This window comes from Acinetobacter sp. 'aerobic (ED)', assembly GCF_904886855.1.
Classification (GTDB): domain Bacteria; phylum Pseudomonadota; class Gammaproteobacteria; order Pseudomonadales; family Moraxellaceae; genus Acinetobacter; species Acinetobacter courvalinii.
In genome coordinates this window covers 113,593-131,596 of record NZ_CAJHGI010000009.1, presented here as the reverse complement: position 1 = coordinate 131,596, position 18,004 = coordinate 113,593, and the positions used below count along the sequence as shown (strand labels likewise).

The 18,004-nt window shown below is 44.7% G+C and carries 21 protein-coding genes; 9 read left to right on the top strand and 12 right to left on the bottom strand.

Going from position 1 to position 18,004, the window contains the following annotated elements; translation table 11 throughout:
- Positions 1-31 precede the first annotated feature (31 nt).
- The 5 genes from JO943_RS16710 to JO943_RS16690 all read left to right on the top strand — a co-directional run bounded on the left by JO943_RS16710 (position 32) and on the right by JO943_RS16690 (position 5,012).
- Positions 32-1,252 (top strand): MFS transporter, encoded by a 1,221-nt coding sequence (locus JO943_RS16710; protein ID WP_202741355.1) that lies wholly within the window; start codon positions 32-34, stop codon positions 1,250-1,252.
- Positions 1,253-1,573: 321 nt separating this feature from the next.
- Positions 1,574-2,788: an MFS transporter gene (locus tag JO943_RS16705; RefSeq protein WP_202741354.1), complete on the top strand. Its 1,215-nt coding sequence runs from the start codon at positions 1,574-1,576 to the stop codon at positions 2,786-2,788.
- 16 nt (positions 2,789-2,804) lie between these two features.
- Positions 2,805-3,578 (top strand): AraC family transcriptional regulator, encoded by a 774-nt coding sequence (locus tag JO943_RS16700; protein ID WP_032871001.1) that lies wholly within the window; start codon positions 2,805-2,807, stop codon positions 3,576-3,578.
- A gap of 118 nt (positions 3,579-3,696) precedes the next feature.
- Positions 3,697-4,242 (top strand): glutathione peroxidase, encoded by a 546-nt coding sequence (locus JO943_RS16695; RefSeq protein WP_005281224.1) that lies wholly within the window; start codon positions 3,697-3,699, stop codon positions 4,240-4,242.
- 173 nt (positions 4,243-4,415) lie between these two features.
- The gene (locus tag JO943_RS16690; RefSeq protein WP_005228381.1) at positions 4,416-5,012 is read left to right on the top strand and encodes a hypothetical protein; all 597 of its coding nucleotides are present in this window, start codon (positions 4,416-4,418) and stop codon (positions 5,010-5,012) included.
- 61 nt (positions 5,013-5,073) lie between these two features.
- Here the strand turns inward: JO943_RS16690 and JO943_RS16685 are convergent, their stop codons facing one another.
- The 11 genes from JO943_RS16685 to JO943_RS16635 all read right to left on the bottom strand — a co-directional run bounded on the left by JO943_RS16685 (position 5,074) and on the right by JO943_RS16635 (position 13,868).
- Positions 5,074-5,559 (bottom strand): DUF2846 domain-containing protein, encoded by a 486-nt coding sequence (locus tag JO943_RS16685; RefSeq protein WP_150956757.1) that lies wholly within the window; start codon positions 5,557-5,559, stop codon positions 5,074-5,076.
- Positions 5,560-5,691: 132 nt separating this feature from the next.
- The gene (locus JO943_RS16680) at positions 5,692-6,111 is read right to left on the bottom strand and encodes a F0F1 ATP synthase subunit epsilon (protein ID WP_005228378.1); all 420 of its coding nucleotides are present in this window, start codon (positions 6,109-6,111) and stop codon (positions 5,692-5,694) included.
- A gap of 28 nt (positions 6,112-6,139) precedes the next feature.
- The gene (atpD, locus tag JO943_RS16675; RefSeq protein WP_004930535.1) at positions 6,140-7,534 is read right to left on the bottom strand and encodes a F0F1 ATP synthase subunit beta; all 1,395 of its coding nucleotides are present in this window, start codon (positions 7,532-7,534) and stop codon (positions 6,140-6,142) included.
- Between the two features lie 30 nt (positions 7,535-7,564).
- Positions 7,565-8,434 carry a F0F1 ATP synthase subunit gamma gene (atpG, locus tag JO943_RS16670; RefSeq protein ID WP_004773227.1) on the bottom strand — a complete coding sequence of 290 codons (870 nt, stop codon included), beginning with the start codon at positions 8,432-8,434 and terminating at the stop codon, positions 7,565-7,567.
- Positions 8,435-8,511: 77 nt separating this feature from the next.
- Positions 8,512-10,056: a F0F1 ATP synthase subunit alpha gene (atpA, locus tag JO943_RS16665; protein WP_004773229.1), complete on the bottom strand. Its 1,545-nt coding sequence runs from the start codon at positions 10,054-10,056 to the stop codon at positions 8,512-8,514.
- A 42-nt stretch (positions 10,057-10,098) separates the two neighbouring features.
- Complete coding sequence (locus tag JO943_RS16660; RefSeq protein ID WP_004773231.1) at positions 10,099-10,635, bottom strand: F0F1 ATP synthase subunit delta; 537 nt, start codon at positions 10,633-10,635, stop codon at positions 10,099-10,101.
- Positions 10,636-10,646: 11 nt separating this feature from the next.
- Positions 10,647-11,117, bottom strand: coding sequence for a F0F1 ATP synthase subunit B (locus JO943_RS16655; protein WP_005228377.1), 471 nt, complete (start codon positions 11,115-11,117; stop codon positions 10,647-10,649).
- 39 nt (positions 11,118-11,156) lie between these two features.
- Positions 11,157-11,402 carry a F0F1 ATP synthase subunit C gene (atpE, locus tag JO943_RS16650; RefSeq protein ID WP_000424060.1) on the bottom strand — a complete coding sequence of 82 codons (246 nt, stop codon included), beginning with the start codon at positions 11,400-11,402 and terminating at the stop codon, positions 11,157-11,159.
- 82 nt (positions 11,403-11,484) lie between these two features.
- A complete protein-coding gene (atpB, locus tag JO943_RS16645) occupies positions 11,485-12,360 on the bottom strand; it encodes a F0F1 ATP synthase subunit A (RefSeq protein WP_004773235.1) in 876 nt (291 codons plus the stop codon).
- Between the two features lie 99 nt (positions 12,361-12,459).
- On the bottom strand, positions 12,460-12,858 hold the full coding sequence (locus JO943_RS16640; RefSeq protein WP_004773236.1) for an ATP synthase subunit I: 399 nt from the start codon (positions 12,856-12,858) through the stop codon (positions 12,460-12,462).
- A 170-nt stretch (positions 12,859-13,028) separates the two neighbouring features.
- The gene (locus JO943_RS16635) at positions 13,029-13,868 is read right to left on the bottom strand and encodes a metal ABC transporter substrate-binding protein (protein ID WP_005281233.1); all 840 of its coding nucleotides are present in this window, start codon (positions 13,866-13,868) and stop codon (positions 13,029-13,031) included.
- 220 nt (positions 13,869-14,088) lie between these two features.
- Here JO943_RS16635 and JO943_RS16630 point away from each other — a divergent pair, with 220 nt between their 5' ends.
- The 3 genes from JO943_RS16630 to znuB are packed head-to-tail and all read left to right on the top strand — an operon-like array spanning position 14,089 to position 16,160.
- Positions 14,089-14,586 (top strand): transcriptional repressor, encoded by a 498-nt coding sequence (locus JO943_RS16630; RefSeq protein ID WP_005228375.1) that lies wholly within the window; start codon positions 14,089-14,091, stop codon positions 14,584-14,586.
- Positions 14,559-15,347, top strand: coding sequence for a zinc ABC transporter ATP-binding protein ZnuC (gene znuC / locus JO943_RS16625; RefSeq protein ID WP_202741353.1), 789 nt, complete (start codon positions 14,559-14,561; stop codon positions 15,345-15,347). The genes JO943_RS16630 and znuC overlap by 28 nt, the downstream gene beginning before the upstream one ends.
- Before the next feature lie 3 nt (positions 15,348-15,350).
- Positions 15,351-16,160, top strand: coding sequence for a zinc ABC transporter permease subunit ZnuB (gene znuB / locus JO943_RS16620; protein ID WP_202741352.1), 810 nt, complete (start codon positions 15,351-15,353; stop codon positions 16,158-16,160).
- Positions 16,161-16,168: 8 nt separating this feature from the next.
- On the opposite strand, the gene JO943_RS16615 is transcribed toward znuB, so the two are convergent.
- On the bottom strand, positions 16,169-16,792 hold the full coding sequence (locus tag JO943_RS16615) for a LysE family transporter (RefSeq protein ID WP_009510468.1): 624 nt from the start codon (positions 16,790-16,792) through the stop codon (positions 16,169-16,171).
- 154 nt (positions 16,793-16,946) lie between these two features.
- Between JO943_RS16615 and JO943_RS16610 the strand changes: the two genes are divergently transcribed.
- Positions 16,947-17,867, top strand: coding sequence for a Dyp-type peroxidase (locus JO943_RS16610; RefSeq protein WP_150956772.1), 921 nt, complete (start codon positions 16,947-16,949; stop codon positions 17,865-17,867).
- The last annotated feature ends 137 nt before the right edge of the window (positions 17,868-18,004 follow it).

The window sequence follows — 18,004 nt, the reverse complement described above, 5'->3', positions numbered from 1 at the left end:
TGTTATCCCTATAACAATAAAGGGAATTATTATGGAAAACTCCACTCCGGCAGACCTCAGTGCGCTTGAATCCAATCCATCTCAAGGGAACTGGTTTGCCTTACTTTCCGTCACCTTTAGTGCATTTGCCTTGGTGACAGGTGAATTCCTGGCCATTGGTGTCCTCAATGACATCGCACGTGACTTTCAGATTTCGGTTGGAACAGCTGGTCTTACCGTTTCTTTAACTGCGATCGTCGGCATGTTTGCTGCGGTACTGATTCCAGTTTCGGCGAAGACACTCGATCGGCGTACCTTGCTGTTGATGCTTACCCTGTTGATGATTATTGCCAATCTGCTGACGGCATTTGCACCTAATTTCATGATTTTATTGTTCGGGCGTATCATCCTGGGTGTGGCAGTGGGAGGCTTCTGGGCAACAGCCGTGGCATTAAGCGGTCGACTGGCACCACCGCATTTACCCATTGCCAAAGCGACTGCCTGGGTGGCTTTCGGGGTGACCTTAGCCAGCGTATTAGGGGTACCGATGGGGACATGGCTGGCTCAATATAATGGCTGGCAAACCTCTTTCACGGCGATTTCCCTTATAGGTGTCCTGCTTTTGATCTTCCAGTACCTTTATCTGCCTCAACTCAAACCGTCTTCATCTTTGCGCTGGAAAGAACTGCCGATTCTGCTGCAACACCCTGCCGCCCGTAAAGGCCTGATCATTTTTCTGTTTATGGGCTTTGCGCATTTTGCTGCGTATAGCTACTTTTCAGCCTTCTTTAAACATGAGCTCGATTTTTCGGATAGCCTGATTAGCCGTTTACTGCTGGTCTATGGCATTGCGGGAATTTTTGGGAATGTTTTTGCAGGCTACCTCGGCCAGATCAATATCCGTTATGCCTTTGCAGTCAGTGGCGCTGCGTTCTTGCTGGCATTTTTAGCGCTTCCGCTAGTCGGGGCAAATATCATGCTTGCGATTGTATTAACGGCTTTATGGGGCTTCGCCTACGGGATTATTCCAACTGCGGTGAATATCTGGATGTTTACTCATGCGCCTGAAGCGGTTGAAAAAGGCATGCCGATGGTGACTTTAACCTTTTTAATCCTGATTGCGTTGGGCAGCATGTTCGGTGGCCTGATTGTTGACCATTTTGATGGCACCATCTTATTTTTTGCCATGCTCCCACTGGTACTTTGTTCGCTCGTGCTGATCTTTACACTGGCACGGGGCTTAAATAATCCCAAAGTCACTTATAAAAATTAATCCTTAAGCTACAGATCAAACAGGAAATTAAACGACTTCTGTTTGATCTGTGAGAACAATCCAGAAATTTGCTTTTCCTCTTTTACAGTTCGCCCACTCCCATGATTCAGGGCGACTGTATTTTTCTTGAATCATCTCCTGCGTACGTATTATGGCAGCTCATGCACAATTTGCATAAGTGACCCAGATATTTTTATAACGATCACTATAAAATTAATTGACGGATCTGGTTTTATTCTTTATTTTGTTTCATAACGATCGTTATAAAATAAAATTTGATCTTTAGCTTTTATCCTTGTGCTGACAAATCAGGAAAATCCCATGCAAGCATCCATCTCATCAGACGAGCAGCCCACGCAAACCACACAAGGAAGCTGGTACGCCATTTTGGCTGTTGCCATTGCAGCCTTTGCATTGGTCACCAGCGAATTTTTACCTGTCGGCGTACTCAACAGTGTCGCAGCCGATCTACAGATCTCAGTCGGTACAGCAGGTCTGATCATTACCCTTCCCGGGGTGATGGCTGCGATTGCAGCACCACTGTTACCCGTATCGGTAAAACAGCTCGATCGACGCTATGTATTGATCTTGCTCACCGCAATCATGGTGATTGCCAATACCATTACCGCCTTTGCAGAGAGCTTCCATGTGCTGCTGTTGAGCCGTTTAGTATTAGGCATTTCCATTGGTGGCTTCTGGGCAACTGCGATTGCTTTAAGTGGCAAACTGGCACCGCCTCATTTACCCATCGCTAAAGCAACTGCCATCGTCATGGCAGGCGTGACTTTTGCCACTGTGCTTGGTGTTCCAATCGGCACCTGGCTCAGCGAGTTTTATGGCTGGCGCAGTGCATTCGGTATTACCGCTGCTATTGGTTTAATTGTATTGGTGGTCCAGCTGATTTGCTTGCCTACACTGAAACCAGAGTCTGCCATTCATTTCCGTGATTTACCTGCGTTATTGCGCACGCCAAAAGCACGTAGTGGCATGTTAATCGTATTACTGATTGGTCTCGCGCATTTTTGTGCGTATAGCTATCTGGCACCCTTCTTTAAAAACATTGCAGGCTTTAACGGTACCACCATCAGCTCGCTGCTATTACTCTATGGAATTGCAGGTATTTTCGGCAATGCATTTGCAGGCTATAGTGGTAACCTGAATGTACGCTATACCCTTGCCTTTGTCGGGATCTGTTTTGCGATTGTGTTCTTTGGCTTCCCGATCTTTGCGATTCATGAGTTTGGTGCGATTGTATTAACCGCACTGTGGGGCTTTGCTTTCGGCGCTTTCCCTACCTCAGCCAATATCTGGATGTTTGTGCATGCGCCGCATGCGGTAGAAAAAGGCATGCCTTTGTTTGTCGGCATGTTTCAGGTCATGATTGCGACCGGTTCCTTACTCGGCGGTTATGTGGTCGACCATTTCAATGAAAATATCCTGATTTATGGCGTCATCAGCTTTGTGGCCCTGGCATTGATCAGTATCTTTACTTTAGCCAAAGGCTTAAATAATCCTAAAATGACATGTGAAAACTAACAGTGAGTCTCTCCGGATGAAGCAGAATGTTGCTGAACAATTTCCCTTGTTACGTGATATAGAAGTCCATGAATTTTTATATCAAAAGGATGATATTGTCAGCCCGCATTCTTCCATCTGGGGAGATTTTAACTTTAGTTTAAACGGGACTTTAGAGTTTGATATTGAAGGGCAATATTACTTGTCTCCGCCTAGCTATGGATTGTGGCTGCCACCGCGTACCGAGCATCAGTCGCTGCCCGTCGAGCATGAAATTCACTATATCTGTATTCGCTTACATCCGCGGCTCGGCGCTTTTTTAGGCGATGTTTGCCGATGTTTTAGTATTGAACCTTTTTTCCGTGCGCTGGTGATCCATATTCTGGAACAGCAAAAACTGGCTGCTGCACCCGAGTATCTGGAGCACCTGCTGCAAGTTTTATATGATCAACTCAAACAGGCGCCTGCTTATTCGCATTATCTTCCGCAAAGTACCCATCCCGTTCTCGCGCCAATTCTGGAGCAACTGTCAGATCCAGCTTTATTTCAACTCAGCCTGCAGAAAGTCTTAGGAAATTTTGCGGTCAGTGAGCGTCACGTACTCCGTCTCAGCCAGCAAGAGCTGCAACTGTCATTATCAGAATGGCGTAATCGGGCAAAAATCATTTTTGCGATCAATCAGATCCGCCAAGGGATGACCATTAAACAGTTGGCTTTTGCTTTGGGTTATCACCACAGTTCCAGCTTTATTGAGTTCTTTAAACGCTATACCGGACAAACTCCGATTCAGCTAAAGAATGCTTCTCTCTAGAATAAAGGATTGGTTTTTCTGATTATTTGTATGGATTCATATCAAGAGCATTGCACTCTGCAGCAATAGCAGTTAAAACAATCGGGTATTGTCACAACAACAAATTAGGACCTATCTCATGAGTCAGTCGGTTTATCACATTCCTGTTAAGGACATTAAAGGTCAGGATGTTGATCTTGATCAATATCAAGGCAAAGTGCTCTTGATCGTCAATGTTGCATCTAAATGCGGCTTAACCCCACAGTACGAAGGCTTGGAAAAACTTTATCAGGCCAAGAAAGATCAAGGTCTGGAAATTCTTGGCTTCCCTGCCAACAACTTTCTGGAACAGGAACCGGGCAGCAATGAGGAAATTCAGCAATTCTGTTCACTAAATTATGACGTGCATTTCCCACTCTTCGCCAAAATTTCGGTTGCGGGTGATGATAAGCATGCTTTATATCAAACCTTGACTCAAGCCATTCCTGAGCGTACAGGTGAAGGCCCTTGGTGGAAAGATCTGGTTGATTACGGTTTAACACCAAACAACCCACCTGAAGTATTATGGAATTTTGAAAAATTCCTCATCAATAAGAAGGGTGAAGTGGTTGCACGTTTTGCACCTGATATCACGGCAGACGATGAACGCATTGTCAGCGCGATTGAAGCTGAACTAGCAAAATAAGCATTAAAACTATAGAGAAAAGAATAGTTTATCTGTTCTTTTCTTTTAACTTCCTAGACAGTTCCTTCTATTATTTTCTTAGATCAAACTGTTGATGAATTGCAAAAATCACTTTTTTCTCCACATTTTCTCATTATAGTGACGCTCTTCTCATAATCTGGTGTAGTTCAGCCATGATGGAACGTTTCTCTATCAAAGCCATTCTCTCAGTAACCACCTTGGTGAGCCTATTCACACTGGTAGGTTGCGATCAGGTCCCTCATGACAATGAGCAAGCTGAGCAAAACACTGAGATTGAACAATCAATAACAACTTCTGAAAATACAGAACGTGAAGCAAGTATTGCTCAGGACACTCAAAACCTGAGTAAGGGTAATATGTTGAATATCGCGCGTGATATGGCCAAGTTGCAAATTGAAACTGATGACTATGTCACCCTGCTCAAGCAATCACAAAGCAATCTTGAACAAGCGATTCAGGATAAAAATGTTCAGAAATTACAGCATACAACAGGCGATTTAAACCAGGAACTGCATGGCTTACATGACGCTTTATTATCGTTAAATTTGAAAAGTAATGAAGTCGATCAGATCCGCCAAAGTTTATTGAGTGCAAATCAGCAACTGCTCAATATGCCGTTATTACATGGTCAAACCGATCTTTCCAAAATTGATTTCGCCAAGATCGAGAAACAGTTCAACACCATTCAAATGGATATGGTGAAACTGGCAACCTTGGTACTCGGCAATAAAGATGATTCAAACGCTTAAACTATATTTATTTTAATTTTCGATGCAGCATAAAAAAGCCACCTGACGGTGGCTTTGTTTTTTACTTTTTATCCAGCGTGATCGTTGCTTTACTACACTTACCCGCTTGGGCAAGTTTATATTCACTCACCGCTTTTTCACCTGTTAAGGCATCGACTTGTTTTAAATTTGCTCCACCAACCATTACGCCAGGTTTCATAAATTGCTGAACAAAATAATTTTTACCTGCTTCTGTTTTCAATACTAAATGATTGGGTGAAAATTCTGATTCAGTCGAAATTGTATGCTCTTGATTTCCTAAAACTTCCTTTAAGAAAAATGTACCACGAGCAGTTTCACCTAAACATTCCCCATCCACCCATACATCTTTCTTGAGCGCCGCACCGACAATACTATTTGAACGATAAACATAAATTGCGGATTTGCCCTCTGAAGGCGCTGCAAGCTTCTTGGCTTGTTCATTCAGTTGATCGTTCGCTGGTGGTACCGATGCACACCCGACAAAACCCGCAACAATCAAGAATGGAAGACTTTTTATCATTTTCATGATGATTTTACTCTTTGGTTTAATAATTCTAAATATGCTTGGTAATTTATAGAAAATTTATAATTATTCAATACCTTAAAAATAAAAAAAGCCACCTGACGGTGGCTTTTTTTAATCTCGAACCAGCAATAATTAAAGTGCGCGGTTTTTGATTTTACGAATCGTTTCAAGCTGAGCTGCAGTTTCTGCAAGCGAAGCAAGCGCAGCAGCAGAATCCAAGTCACTCTTTTGGTTGGCTAGCAATTGTTCAGCTTGTTTACGAGCTTCCATAATTGCCGCTTCATCCAAGTTGTCAGCGCGAATTGCAGTATCTGCAAGTACGGTCACAACGTGAGGTTGAACTTCTAACACACCGCCTGATACATAAACGATTTCTTCTGTACCATTTTCCAACTGAACACGAATCGGGCCCGGTTGGAGCAAAGTTACGAGTGGCGCATGTCCTGGTAAAATACCAAGCTCACCGCCCGCACCTTTTGCGATTAACATCGTAACTTGTCCAGAGTAAATCGACTCTTTAACACTTACAACATCACATTGCATCGTCGCCATGAGAATCTCCTTAAATTAGAGTTGCTAATTAAAGTTTCTCGGCTTTAGCAATCACTTCGTCAATACCACCAACCATATAGAACGCTTGTTCTGGGATGTGATCGTATTCACCAGCTAATAGACCTTTAAAGCCACGAATCGTTTCTTTAAGTGGTACTAATTTACCAGGTGCACCCGTAAAGACTTCAGCGACGTGGAACGGTTGAGAGAAGAAACGTTGGATTTTACGCGCACGGTAAACAACCAATTTATCTTCTTCAGCTAACTCGTCCATACCCAAGATTGCGATGATGTCTTTAAGCTCTTTATAACGTTGCAATACGTTCTGTACAGAACGTGCAATTTCATAATGCTCTTGACCAACAACCAATGGGTCTAACTGACGTGAAGTTGAGTCAAGTGGATCGATCGCTGGGTAAATACCAGAAGATGCGATGTCACGGCTCAATACAACGGTAGCATCCAAGTGAGCAAACGTTGTTGCAGGCGATGGATCTGTTAAGTCATCGGCAGGTACGTATACTGCCTGGATCGATGTGATCGAACCAGATTTAGTCGACGTAATACGCTCTTGAAGAACACCCATTTCCTCTGCAAGTGTCGGTTGGTAACCTACTGCAGATGGCATACGACCTAACAATGCTGATACTTCAGTACCTGCAAGTGTATAACGGTAGATGTTGTCGACGAATAATAATACGTCACGACCTTTACCATTTTCGTCTTTTTGATCACGGAAGTATTCAGCCATGGTCAAACCAGTTAACGCTACGCGTAAACGGTTACCTGGTGGCTCGTTCATCTGACCGTAGACCATTGCTACTTTGTCAAGAACGTTAGAATCTTTCATTTCGTGATAGAAGTCGTTACCTTCACGAGTACGCTCACCAACACCAGCAAACACAGATAAACCTGAGTGAGCTTTCGCGATGTTGTTGATCAACTCCATCATGTTAACGGTTTTACCAACACCGGCACCACCGAACAGACCAACTTTACCACCTTTCGCAAACGGGCAAAGTAAGTCGATGACTTTAATACCAGTTTCTAAAAGGTCAGTCGAAGCTGCTTGTTCAGCATAAGAAGGTGCTTGACGGTGAATCGGCAAACGCTCTTCAGTCGCTACAGGACCTGCTTCATCAATTGGGCGACCCAATACGTCCATGATACGACCAAGAGTCGCTGGACCTACTGGAACAGAAATCGGTGCATTTGTGCTAGTTACATTAAGGCCACGTTTAAGACCTTCTGTAGAACCCATTGCGATGGTACGAACAACACCATCGCCAAGCTGTTGCTGAACTTCTAAAGTAGTTTCAGTACCGTCAACTTGGAGAGCGTCATAGATCTTAGGAACGCTATTGCGCTCAAACTCGACGTCGATAACCGCGCCGATGATCTGAATGATACGACCGCTACTCATTGCTGTCTCCTCAATTCAAACTTAATAATGTTAAACGGCAGCGGCACCGCCAACGATCTCGGAAATTTCCTGAGTAATCGCGGCTTGACGCAGCTTGTTGTAAATGAGTTGTAGGTCTTTAATCAGTTGTCCTGCGTTGTCTGTCGCTGCTTTCATCGCGACCATACGAGCTGACTGCTCACATGCAACGTTTTCAATCACACCTTGATAAACCATAGACTCGATATAGCGAACCAACAAACCATTTAACAATTCTTCTGCTTCTGGTTCGTAGATATAGTCCCAACCATAAGTACGGTTGAGGTCATCGCCTTCTTCTGCCGGTGCTAAAGGAACAAGTTGTTCTACTTTAGGCTGCTGAGTCATTGCATTGATGAAGCCATTTGAAACGAGATAGATACGATCTAGTTCGCCTTTATCAAATGCATCAAGCATTACCTGTACTGAGCCCGTTAACTGTTCCAAACTCGGCGCATCGCCAAGTTGGGTGGTTGCACCAAGCACTTTACCGCCGTAATTCTTAAAAAACGAAACCGCTTTTTGACCAATCAAAGCAAATTCAACTTCAATTGACTGCTGTTGTTGTGCTTTGACATGCTGCACAACTTTCTTGAACAAGTTAATGTTCAAGCCACCCGCCAAGCCACGATCTGAAGACACCACGATATAGCCAACGCGCTTAACCGGGCGTTCAACCATATAACGGTGTTTGTATTCAGGGTTTGCTTGGACCAAGTGAGCAATTACACGGCGCATATTATCGGCATACGGACGGCCCTGAGCCATGCGCTCTTGCGCACGACGCATTTTCGAAGCAGCTACCATTTGCATCGCGCGAGTAATCTTTTGCGTGCTCTTGATACTAGCTACTTTGGCGCGAATTTCTTTTAAATTTGCCATACGCTTAACCTAGTAGTCGAAAGCTCTTTCGAGCTTCCGAAGGTTGATCCGTGAACCAAACTTAACTAAAGATAAACTTAGTAAGTTTGAGTCGCTTTGAAGCTCTCAATACCTGATTTGATTGCTGCTTCGATGTCTTTGTTGTAATCACCAGTTTCATCGATCTGTTGCATTAACGCAGCATATTCAGAACGGAAGTAAGAGATTAACGCAGCATCAAAGTCTACGATTTTCTTCACTTCTACGTCAGCCATATAGCCTTCGTTAGATGCATAAACAGATACAGCCTGGTCAGCGATTGAGTAAGGAGCATATTGTTTTTGCTTCATTAACTCAGTTACACGTTGACCATGCTCAAGTTGCTTACGCGTTGCTTCGTCAAGATCAGAAGCAAACTGAGCAAACGCAGCCAATTCACGGTATTGCGCTAGAGCGGTACGGATACCACCTGACAATTTTTTGATGATCTTGGTTTGCGCAGAACCACCAACACGAGATACCGAGATACCCGCGTTCACAGCAGGACGAATACCTGCGTTGAATAATGATGTTTCTAGGAAGATCTGACCGTCAGTAATCGAAATTACGTTCGTTGGTACGAATGCAGATACGTCACCAGCTTGAGTTTCAATGATCGGTAATGCAGTTAAAGAACCAGTTTGACCAGTTACTGCACCGTTCGTGAATTTCTCAACATAATCAGCTGAAACGCGCGAAGCACGTTCAAGAAGACGCGAGTGAAGATAGAATACGTCACCTGGATACGCTTCACGACCTGGTGGACGACGTAAAAGTAATGAAATTTGACGGTAAGCAACAGCTTGCTTAGACAAATCATCATAAATGATTAACGCGTCTTCACCACGATCACGGAAGTATTCACCCATTGTACAGCCAGAGTACGGAGCCAAATACTGCATTGCTGCAGGATCAGCGGCCGCAGCTGCGACAACAGTGGTATACGCCATAGCGCCAGTTTCTTCTAGCTTGCGTACCACGTTTGCAATTGTTGATTGTTTTTGACCAATCGCAACGTATACACATTTAATGCCAGAGTTTTTCTGAGCGATGATCGCATCGATCGCCATTGCTGTTTTACCAGTTTGACGGTCACCAATAATCAACTCACGCTGACCACGACCTACAGGGATCATGGTATCAACTGATTTATAACCAGTTTGAACAGGTTCGTCGACAGACTGACGCCAAATTACACCTGGTGCTACTTTTTCAACAGCATCAGTAAGTTTTGCATCAATAGGGCCTTTACCATCAATCGGGTTACCCAAAGCGTCTACGACACGGCCAAGAAGTTCAGGACCAACCGGAACTTCTAATACACGACCTGTACAACGAGCTTTTTGACCTTCTTGAAGGCTTAGGTAGTTACCTAAAACAACGGCACCCACTGAATCCTGTTCTAGGTTCAGTGCCATACCAAATAAGCCGCCGTCGAATTCGATCATTTCACCGTACATTGCATCCGCAAGACCGTGAATACGCACGATACCGTCAGATACCATGACGATGGTACCTTCATTCTTAGCGGTCGCGCTGGTGTCCAGATCGCCGATACGCTGTTTAATGAGCGCACTGATCTCGGATGGATTCAGTTGTTGCATTGCGCTATTCCTCAATCTTTTTTAAGTTCAGTCTTTTTGCTGTTAGGCAAGAAGACGAGTCCGCATTTTTTCAAGCTTGTTAAGCGCAGAGTCATCTATCACTTGGTCGCCTGCACGAATCACAACACCTGCGATGAGCGCCGGATTAACGTTAACAGTGACCTGAACGGTTCTGTTAAAACGTTTTTCAAGCGCATGAGCCAAAATGTGCTCTTGTGTCGCATCCATTGGGAAAGCAGATTCAATCTCTACTTCCAAGGTGTTGTTGTTCTGCGATTTAAGTAATTCGTATTCTGCAGCGATTTCAGGCAATAAAACCAAACGATCGTTATCCGCAAGCAATGTCAAAAAGTTAGACACTGATTGTGATTGATCTTCACCTAAAACCTTTGCAAAAAGACCTACTTGTTCCGCAGGAGTCAGCTCAGGGCGATTTAAATAAGCGGAAAATGCTTCGTCTTGCACCGCAGCACCGAGCAGTTGTAACGCATTTGACCAAGCGTCAGTTGCATTCTGCTCAGATGCATAAGCAAATGCTGCTTTGGCGTACGGGCGTGCTAACGTCAAGAGTTCAGCCATATTCGCCTCGCTTAAAGTTTAGCAGCCAGCTGATTCAGCATGGCATTATGAGCTTCTGCGTCAACTTGTTGGTTCAGAATTTTTTCTGCGCCAGCAACTGCCAAAGCAGCAACTTGTTGACGTAATTCTTCGCGAGCAGAATTGATGTCCTGATCAACAGTTTCTTTCGCCTGTTGACGGATACGCTCACCTTCAGCAGATGCCTGGGTACGCGCTTCTTCGATCAATTGTGCTGCACGACGGTTCGCTTGTTCGATCAATTGAGCCGCTTGTGCTTTTGCTGCGTCTAACTCTGCCTTAACTTGTGCTTGCGCATCAGCAAGGTCAGCTTTAGCTTTTTCAGCAGCATTTAAGCCATCAGCGATTTTACGCTGACGCTCACTAATCGCATTGATTAGTGGTGGCCAAACAAACTTCATGCAGAATGCGACAAAGAACGCAAATGCAATCGCTTGGCCAATCAATGTGAGGTTGATATTCATTTCGCTATTCCTCAATATGTGGATTTAGGAATTAAGCTATTAACCTACAAATGGATTAGCGAAGATGAAGAACAAGCCAATACCAACACCGATCATAGGCACAGCATCAAGAAGACCCGCGATTAAGAACATACGAGTTTGAAGTTGTGGAGCCAATTCTGGTTGACGAGCAACAGCTTCTAAGAAGCGACCACCTAAAAGACCGAAACCAATCGCAGTACCTAAAGCACCGAAAGCGATCAAGATAGCAGATGCAATTGCAACTAGACCTAAAGTGAGTTCCATGAAAAATTCCTCAGAGGTTAGGTTATTACCAAATTAAACTAAAATTTAAGCCCAACCATCAGGTGACAGTTAGGCAATACCATTAATGCTTTTCGCTTGCCATGCTCAAGTAAACGATGGTCAGCATCATAAAGATAAATGCTTGCAGCGTGATTACGAGAATGTGGAAGATAGCCCAAGGCACAGATAACGCCCACTGGATCCAGAACGGTAATAATGCGATCAAGATGAAGATCAACTCACCCGCATACATGTTACCGAACAGTCGTAGAGCCAACGAAACTGGACGAGCAAGGAAAGTTACTAATTCCAAAACTAAGTTCACTGGAATCAATAACGCTTTTGCAAATTTGTTACTTGGGTTGAATGGGTTAAGTGCCAATTCACCGACGAAACCGCCGATCCCTTTCTCACGAATACTGTAGAACAAGATCAAGGCAAATACTGACAAAGACATACCTAAAGTAATGTTAGGGTCAGTAGATGGAACAATCTTGAAATACACGTGGTGAGGGTCCATACCAAACACACTTGCACCAATTTGTTGAGCTAGGTAAGGAACCCAGTCAACCGGGATTAAGTCCATTAAGTTCATGAGGAAAATCCACACGAAAATGGTTAATGCCAATGGCGCAATTAAGCGTGATTTGCCGTGGAAAGTATCACGAACACTTGAGTCAACAAACTCGATAATCATTTCAATTGCTGACTGGAATTTTGTTGGCACACCTGCGTTAGCAGCTTTGGCAACAATCCAGAACATCAAACAGAAAATAACACCAAGTCCGATAGACCAACCCATTGAATCCAAGTGAATTGCAGTGAACCCCATCGATTGAGCTTCTTCAGCAGTCTCAGCCAATTTCCATGTACCATCAGGCATTTTGCCATAGGTCATATTGGTCAAGTGATGCTTGATATACTCGGTCGAAGTCAGGGCATGTTCTTCAGCAGCCATAAATCACACCTGGTCAATGTCAATCATTAAAAAGAAGAGAAACGAATCGTGCGGATGGCAATGATTCCGCTTCTACTTCCAAAAATCTTAAAATGTGTCTTACACTCGCTTTTGTAGACGCGCCACCCAAAATGGCGCGACCCACGACATCGCTTGTACGAGAATAAATCCACAAAACAATGCAACCGGTGACAGCGGTTTAACATTGCTCAAAATTAATATAAAACCCACGATCACAATCGCAAACTTACCGAGCATCCCTCGGTACATATTCAGCATGACTTGTTTTGATGCTCTTGCGCCTGCCGTTCTAAACGACTGCCAAGCAAAATAACAATGTGCCAACCAACATACCAAAGCCCCAAGCGCAGCACTCAAAGCAGCAGTTGTGTCTTTCATTGCCCATGCCAGCAAAGCGGCAACGGGAATCATACATGCTTGTAAGAAGACCAAAGCTTTTGCTAATCGTCGGTCAATCATGCGACTAGTTTGGCTCATTTTTTACCCACTTACAGCAGAACTGCTTGACAAGTTTTAATCATGATCGTTTCGAATCGCAGGCATTATAGAGTTACACCCCTGAACATGCAATCTTTTCTCGACTTAAGTCTGGTTTTTTCGTTACCATATTTTTTGACGCTAGAGTCAATTGATTTTTATTTTTTTCATCAATTTTGTGCACTTATTACGCATTTATCGGTTTTTGAAGCCAATTTTTTCCACGCTGTTACAAAATTGTCCTCACCGCGCATGCTTTCATCAACGGACTGGAAAACTACCGGGTTCATTTTTTGGTACTGACTCGAACTTGCTGTCGTTTCGGCCAATAAGCACATTTTATTCTGCGGACGATTGTCTCTTAAGTACTTAATTTGCGCTGCGGTCGGTGCAATATGCGGATCATCGGTCAAAGCCCCTGCAAATTTCAGATTTAACGCTCTTTCCAGATATTGATAGGCATCATGATAAGACCAGTAGCTTTTGGCCTTGCTTGAGCTTTCATATTGTTGTGATGCCTGCAGCATCTGCTGTGAGAATGCTTTGGCGTTGGCCATATATCTGGCTTTATTTTCCGGATTTTGCTGTGAACGCAAGGTCGCGATAAAGAAAGCAATCCGCACTGCATTATTCGGTTCTAACCAGACATGGCTATCTACGGTATTGGCCAATGATGCGCCACGCAGGTTACGTTGCGGCAACACCGTCAAGATCCCCGAGTCCAGCAAGGCAATCGCCTTACGGTTGTGACTCAACATCTTTTCCAGTGGTGCTTCGTGCGACTTGCCAAGCCAGATCACCAAAGAGGCATCCTGAATTGCTTTACGGTGCGCCGGGGTCAGTTGTACATCGTGACCACTTTGGTCTTTTAGCAGAAGAACCGGCTCTTCTACTCCTTCTGTGACTTCTTTTGCAATCAGGTAAATGGGATGTGTTGAAACCACCAAGCTTTGTGTCCAGCCCCATGTGCTTAACATTGAAAACAAGACGAGAACGATTAGGCGGGACATCACAAGATTACTCAGTTTGGCGAAGCATGTTATAATATAACAAAAGTTGTAAAATACCTATGTCTATTTTCAGATTTGCCGTACGATCCGTCGTGCCTTTCACTTATATAGCTAGTTATCCTAAATTGCATGTTATGATAATAGGGCTATTGAAACATCAGCGAGCCATTAGGTGCCAGTGAAGAATCAATAGGCTCTACAAAAATAATGAGGTCAATCTATGAGTTCTTGTTCACACGAACATGACAATGCTTTACATGGTGTGCACGGTCATCACGATATTAAAGCGCGACTTGCTGAAGCAGAGATTTTATGTACTGCGGTTGGCGCACGCCTGACACCTTTGCGTAAAGAAGTGCTTGAACTCATTTTGAATGCCTCTGCACCAATGGGTGCCTATGACTTATTGGCCAAGATAAAAGGTCAGGCCGACCGCCCTGCTGCACCGCCAACGGTGTACCGCACTTTAGACTTCTTATTGGAAAAAGGTCTAATTCACCGTTTGACCTCTATTAATGCCTATATTCCCTGTTGTCATCCGCGAGAAGGACACCAGGCTGCCTTTCTGATTTGCACCGAATGCCATTCTGTCAAAGAAGCTTCTGCGCAGGGACTGATTCAACAACTGGATCAACTTGCTGCCTCAGACCAGTTTTCTGCTCAACATAGCATTATTGAAATTTCTGGAAAATGTCATCAGTGCAGCACACTTCAGTAAGCACTCCACTTATTCAACTGGAGGGTATCTCAGTTCAACGTGATGAACGGGATATTTTAAGAAATGTCGATTTTTCGCTGCATCCAAAAGAAATTGTGACGCTGATTGGTCCCAATGGCGCAGGTAAGTCGACTTTAATTAAAGTGCTACTCGGGATCATGTCGCCGACCAAAGGTAAAATACATTTCTCAAAGAAATTAAAGCTGGCTTACGTGCCGCAAAAGTTTAATCCTTCTGCCAGCTTGCCTTTAAGGGTACAGGACTTACTGGATCTAGAAATTTGCGAGGCATCGCTTCGTGCAGAAATTATTCATGATACGGGCATCCAGAAATTACAGTCATCTAAAGTACAGCAACTATCTGGCGGCGAACGGCAACGGGTTTTACTGGCACGGGCGCTATTACGCCAGCCTGACATTCTGGTACTGGATGAACCGATGCAAGGTCTGGATATCCAGTCTGAGGCGGAACTCTACGAATATGTACGCAGCCTGCCAGAACGCTATGGCTGTGCCGTATTGATGGTGTCGCATGATTTACAGTGGGTCATGCAAGGTACGCATCGTGTAGTCTGCCTGAATAAACATATTTGCTGTAGCGGTTTACCTGAAAGCATTCAGCAACATCCCGAATACCAGGCCATTTTTGGCACCCAACGGATGTTCTATCAGCATCATCACAATCATTGCGGACACAGCGACCATGCCGAGCCCTGCTCACATGATCCACGCCCCCATATTCACCCTGAGCCAAAGGTCTAAGCCATGATGGAATGGTTACAACTCCTGTTACCCGCCTGGATCATGGGGTCATTGCTGGTGTTCCTGACCGCGCCACTCGGCTGCCTGATGCTGTGGCGCAGAATGTCGTTCTTTGCCGACACCATGGCCCACGGCACCCTGCTTGGAGTCGCGATTGCGGGTATCCTGAATTTACCGTTGTGGCTGGGCGTGGCCTTTCTGGCAGGCTTATTGGTGGCGATTTTATGGGTATTGCACGACTCGCGCCTGCCCAATGACGCACTGCTGGCTTTAAGCTCTGCCACCCTGCTCTGTTCTGGCCTGCTGTTGATCCAGCAGGTGCCAAGCTTGCGCCCAGAGTTACTGAGCTATTTATTTGGTGATCTGCTTAGTATCGAATGGGCTGACTTGCCGATGTTCGTTGTGGTCATTGCAGCTGCATTGGTCGTGCTGTACCGTTCATGGTCAGCGCAGATCCAGATTGCGATTGACCCCGATATTGCCATGAGTGAAGGCGTCAGTGCCAACTGGCAGCGCCTGATCTTTATGTTATTACTGGCTTTATTTACCGTTCTGGCGTTACGTGCAGTGGGCTCCTTACTGATGGGCGCCCTATTGGTGATTCCAGCATTAAGCGCTCGCCTGCTGGCCCACTCTCCAAAACAAATGGTGATCTGGGCCTTTGTAATGGCTCAGATCGGCGTGACCGTCGGTCTCTGGTCGAGTGCGGCCCTGAATATTTCCACCGGCTTAAGCATTGTGCTATGTATGTCGCTATGCTTCGCCGCGATTTTCATTGTGCAAAAACTCAAAAGCCAGACTCAAACAGCCTAATCAGGCTGTTAACCTGATTGTTGGATCGCACTTAATAGGAGTGCTGCACCACTAAACATCACGGCAAACCCACGATTTAAATACTTTTGTTGTGTCGGTGAGCGCAGTAATCTGAGAACTTTGGATGCCAGCCCGGTATAACCCGCCATCACAATCAGGTCGATGCTTACCATGGTAATGGCCATGATCAGGTACTGTAACCATTGCGGTCGGCTCAAATCCAGAAACTGTGGCAACACCGCAAGCAAAAACACAATCGCTTTAGGGTTACTCATGTTCACCACAAAACCTTTCATGATTAAGGCGAAAGCGGATTGATATTGTTCCTGCTCAATCTCAATAGTTTGAATCGGTGCAGTCCACTGTTTATATGCCAGATAGACCAGATAAGCCACGCCAAACCATTTTACCGCCTGAAACGCCCAGGGTGTGGTTGCAAACAGCACCCCTACCCCTGCAGCCACAATCATGAATTGAACAATCAATGCCACTTGTAAACCAATTGCATTCCAGTAGCCATGCCGGAAGCCATAATTGAGACCACTCGACATGGAAGCGATGGCACCTGCGCCCGGTGAAATGCTAATCACCCAGCACGCCAACATAAAAGCAAACCAGACCTGCACAGACATAACAATGTTATCAACTCATAAAAACTAAATTATATCGATTTAAAGCAAGACCGGATGACATTACAGGCAATAAAATTGCACAAATATGCTACTCAGCTGCAGCGACATCAGGCACAATTATTCTTTTTATCCCTTAAAAGCTAAGGAGATTTTAATGACTGCGCAATCTGTCATTCTTCCATTACCTTCTGATCATGCTCGCTTTATTGTTTTACGCTTAAAAGACCTCACCATTGCCGAATTAAAACAACAGATTGAAGCGCTACTCTCTACGCGTGACCGTTTAATCACGCAACATCCGAATGACCAGATTAAAACAGCCATCGCATTTGGGCCTGAACTTTGGGCTCGACTCTACCCGCAAACACCTGCAGGTTTTAAACAACTTGACCCTCAAAGTGGCGCATTTAACATGCCGGTGGTGCCCGCTGATGTCTTTATCCATATTGCCAGCGCCCGTGCAGATATCTGCTTTGCCATGAGCCAGGCCTTCTTTACCGGCATTCAGGATAAAGTTGAGGTACTGGATGAGCGTGCCTGCTTCCGTTTCTTTGACGGTCGCGACATGACCGGCTTTATTGATGGAACAGAGAATCCACAATTCCCTGAGGATCGTGCTGAAGCGGCTTTACTGCCCGAACAAGCGGGTGCATTTGCAGATGGCAGCTTTATCTTTGCCCAGCGTTATACCCATGATCTGGTCAAATGGCGCCAGCTCAAAGTCGATGCACAGGAACATGTATTTGGTCGTACCAAACTGGAATCGATTGAACTCGATGATGACATCAAACCGGAAAACTCCCATGTCGCGCGTACAGTCGTTGAAGATGATGAAGGCGAAGAAATGGAAATCTTGCGTCACAGCCTGCCTTATGGAGATGGCAAGGGTGAACAAGGACTTTTCTTTGTGGCGTATACCAATAATTTAAGCATCATTGATGAAATGCTGAAACGCATGTTTGGAACAGCTGGAGATGGCATCCATGACCGCTTATTGCATTTTACCACGGCGATTGATGGTGCTTATTATTTTGCGCCTAGTGATGAATTGCTGGAACAGATTTTAGCAGATTAAAAAATCAAAGATGCTATGTTATTCAATAGCATAGCATCTAAGCAATCATAGTAAAAACAAGAACTGACAAAAGATTTAACGGAATAAGTCAATTCCTGCCAAATCACTCTCCCCTTAAGCCTGCAAAATTTGTTATA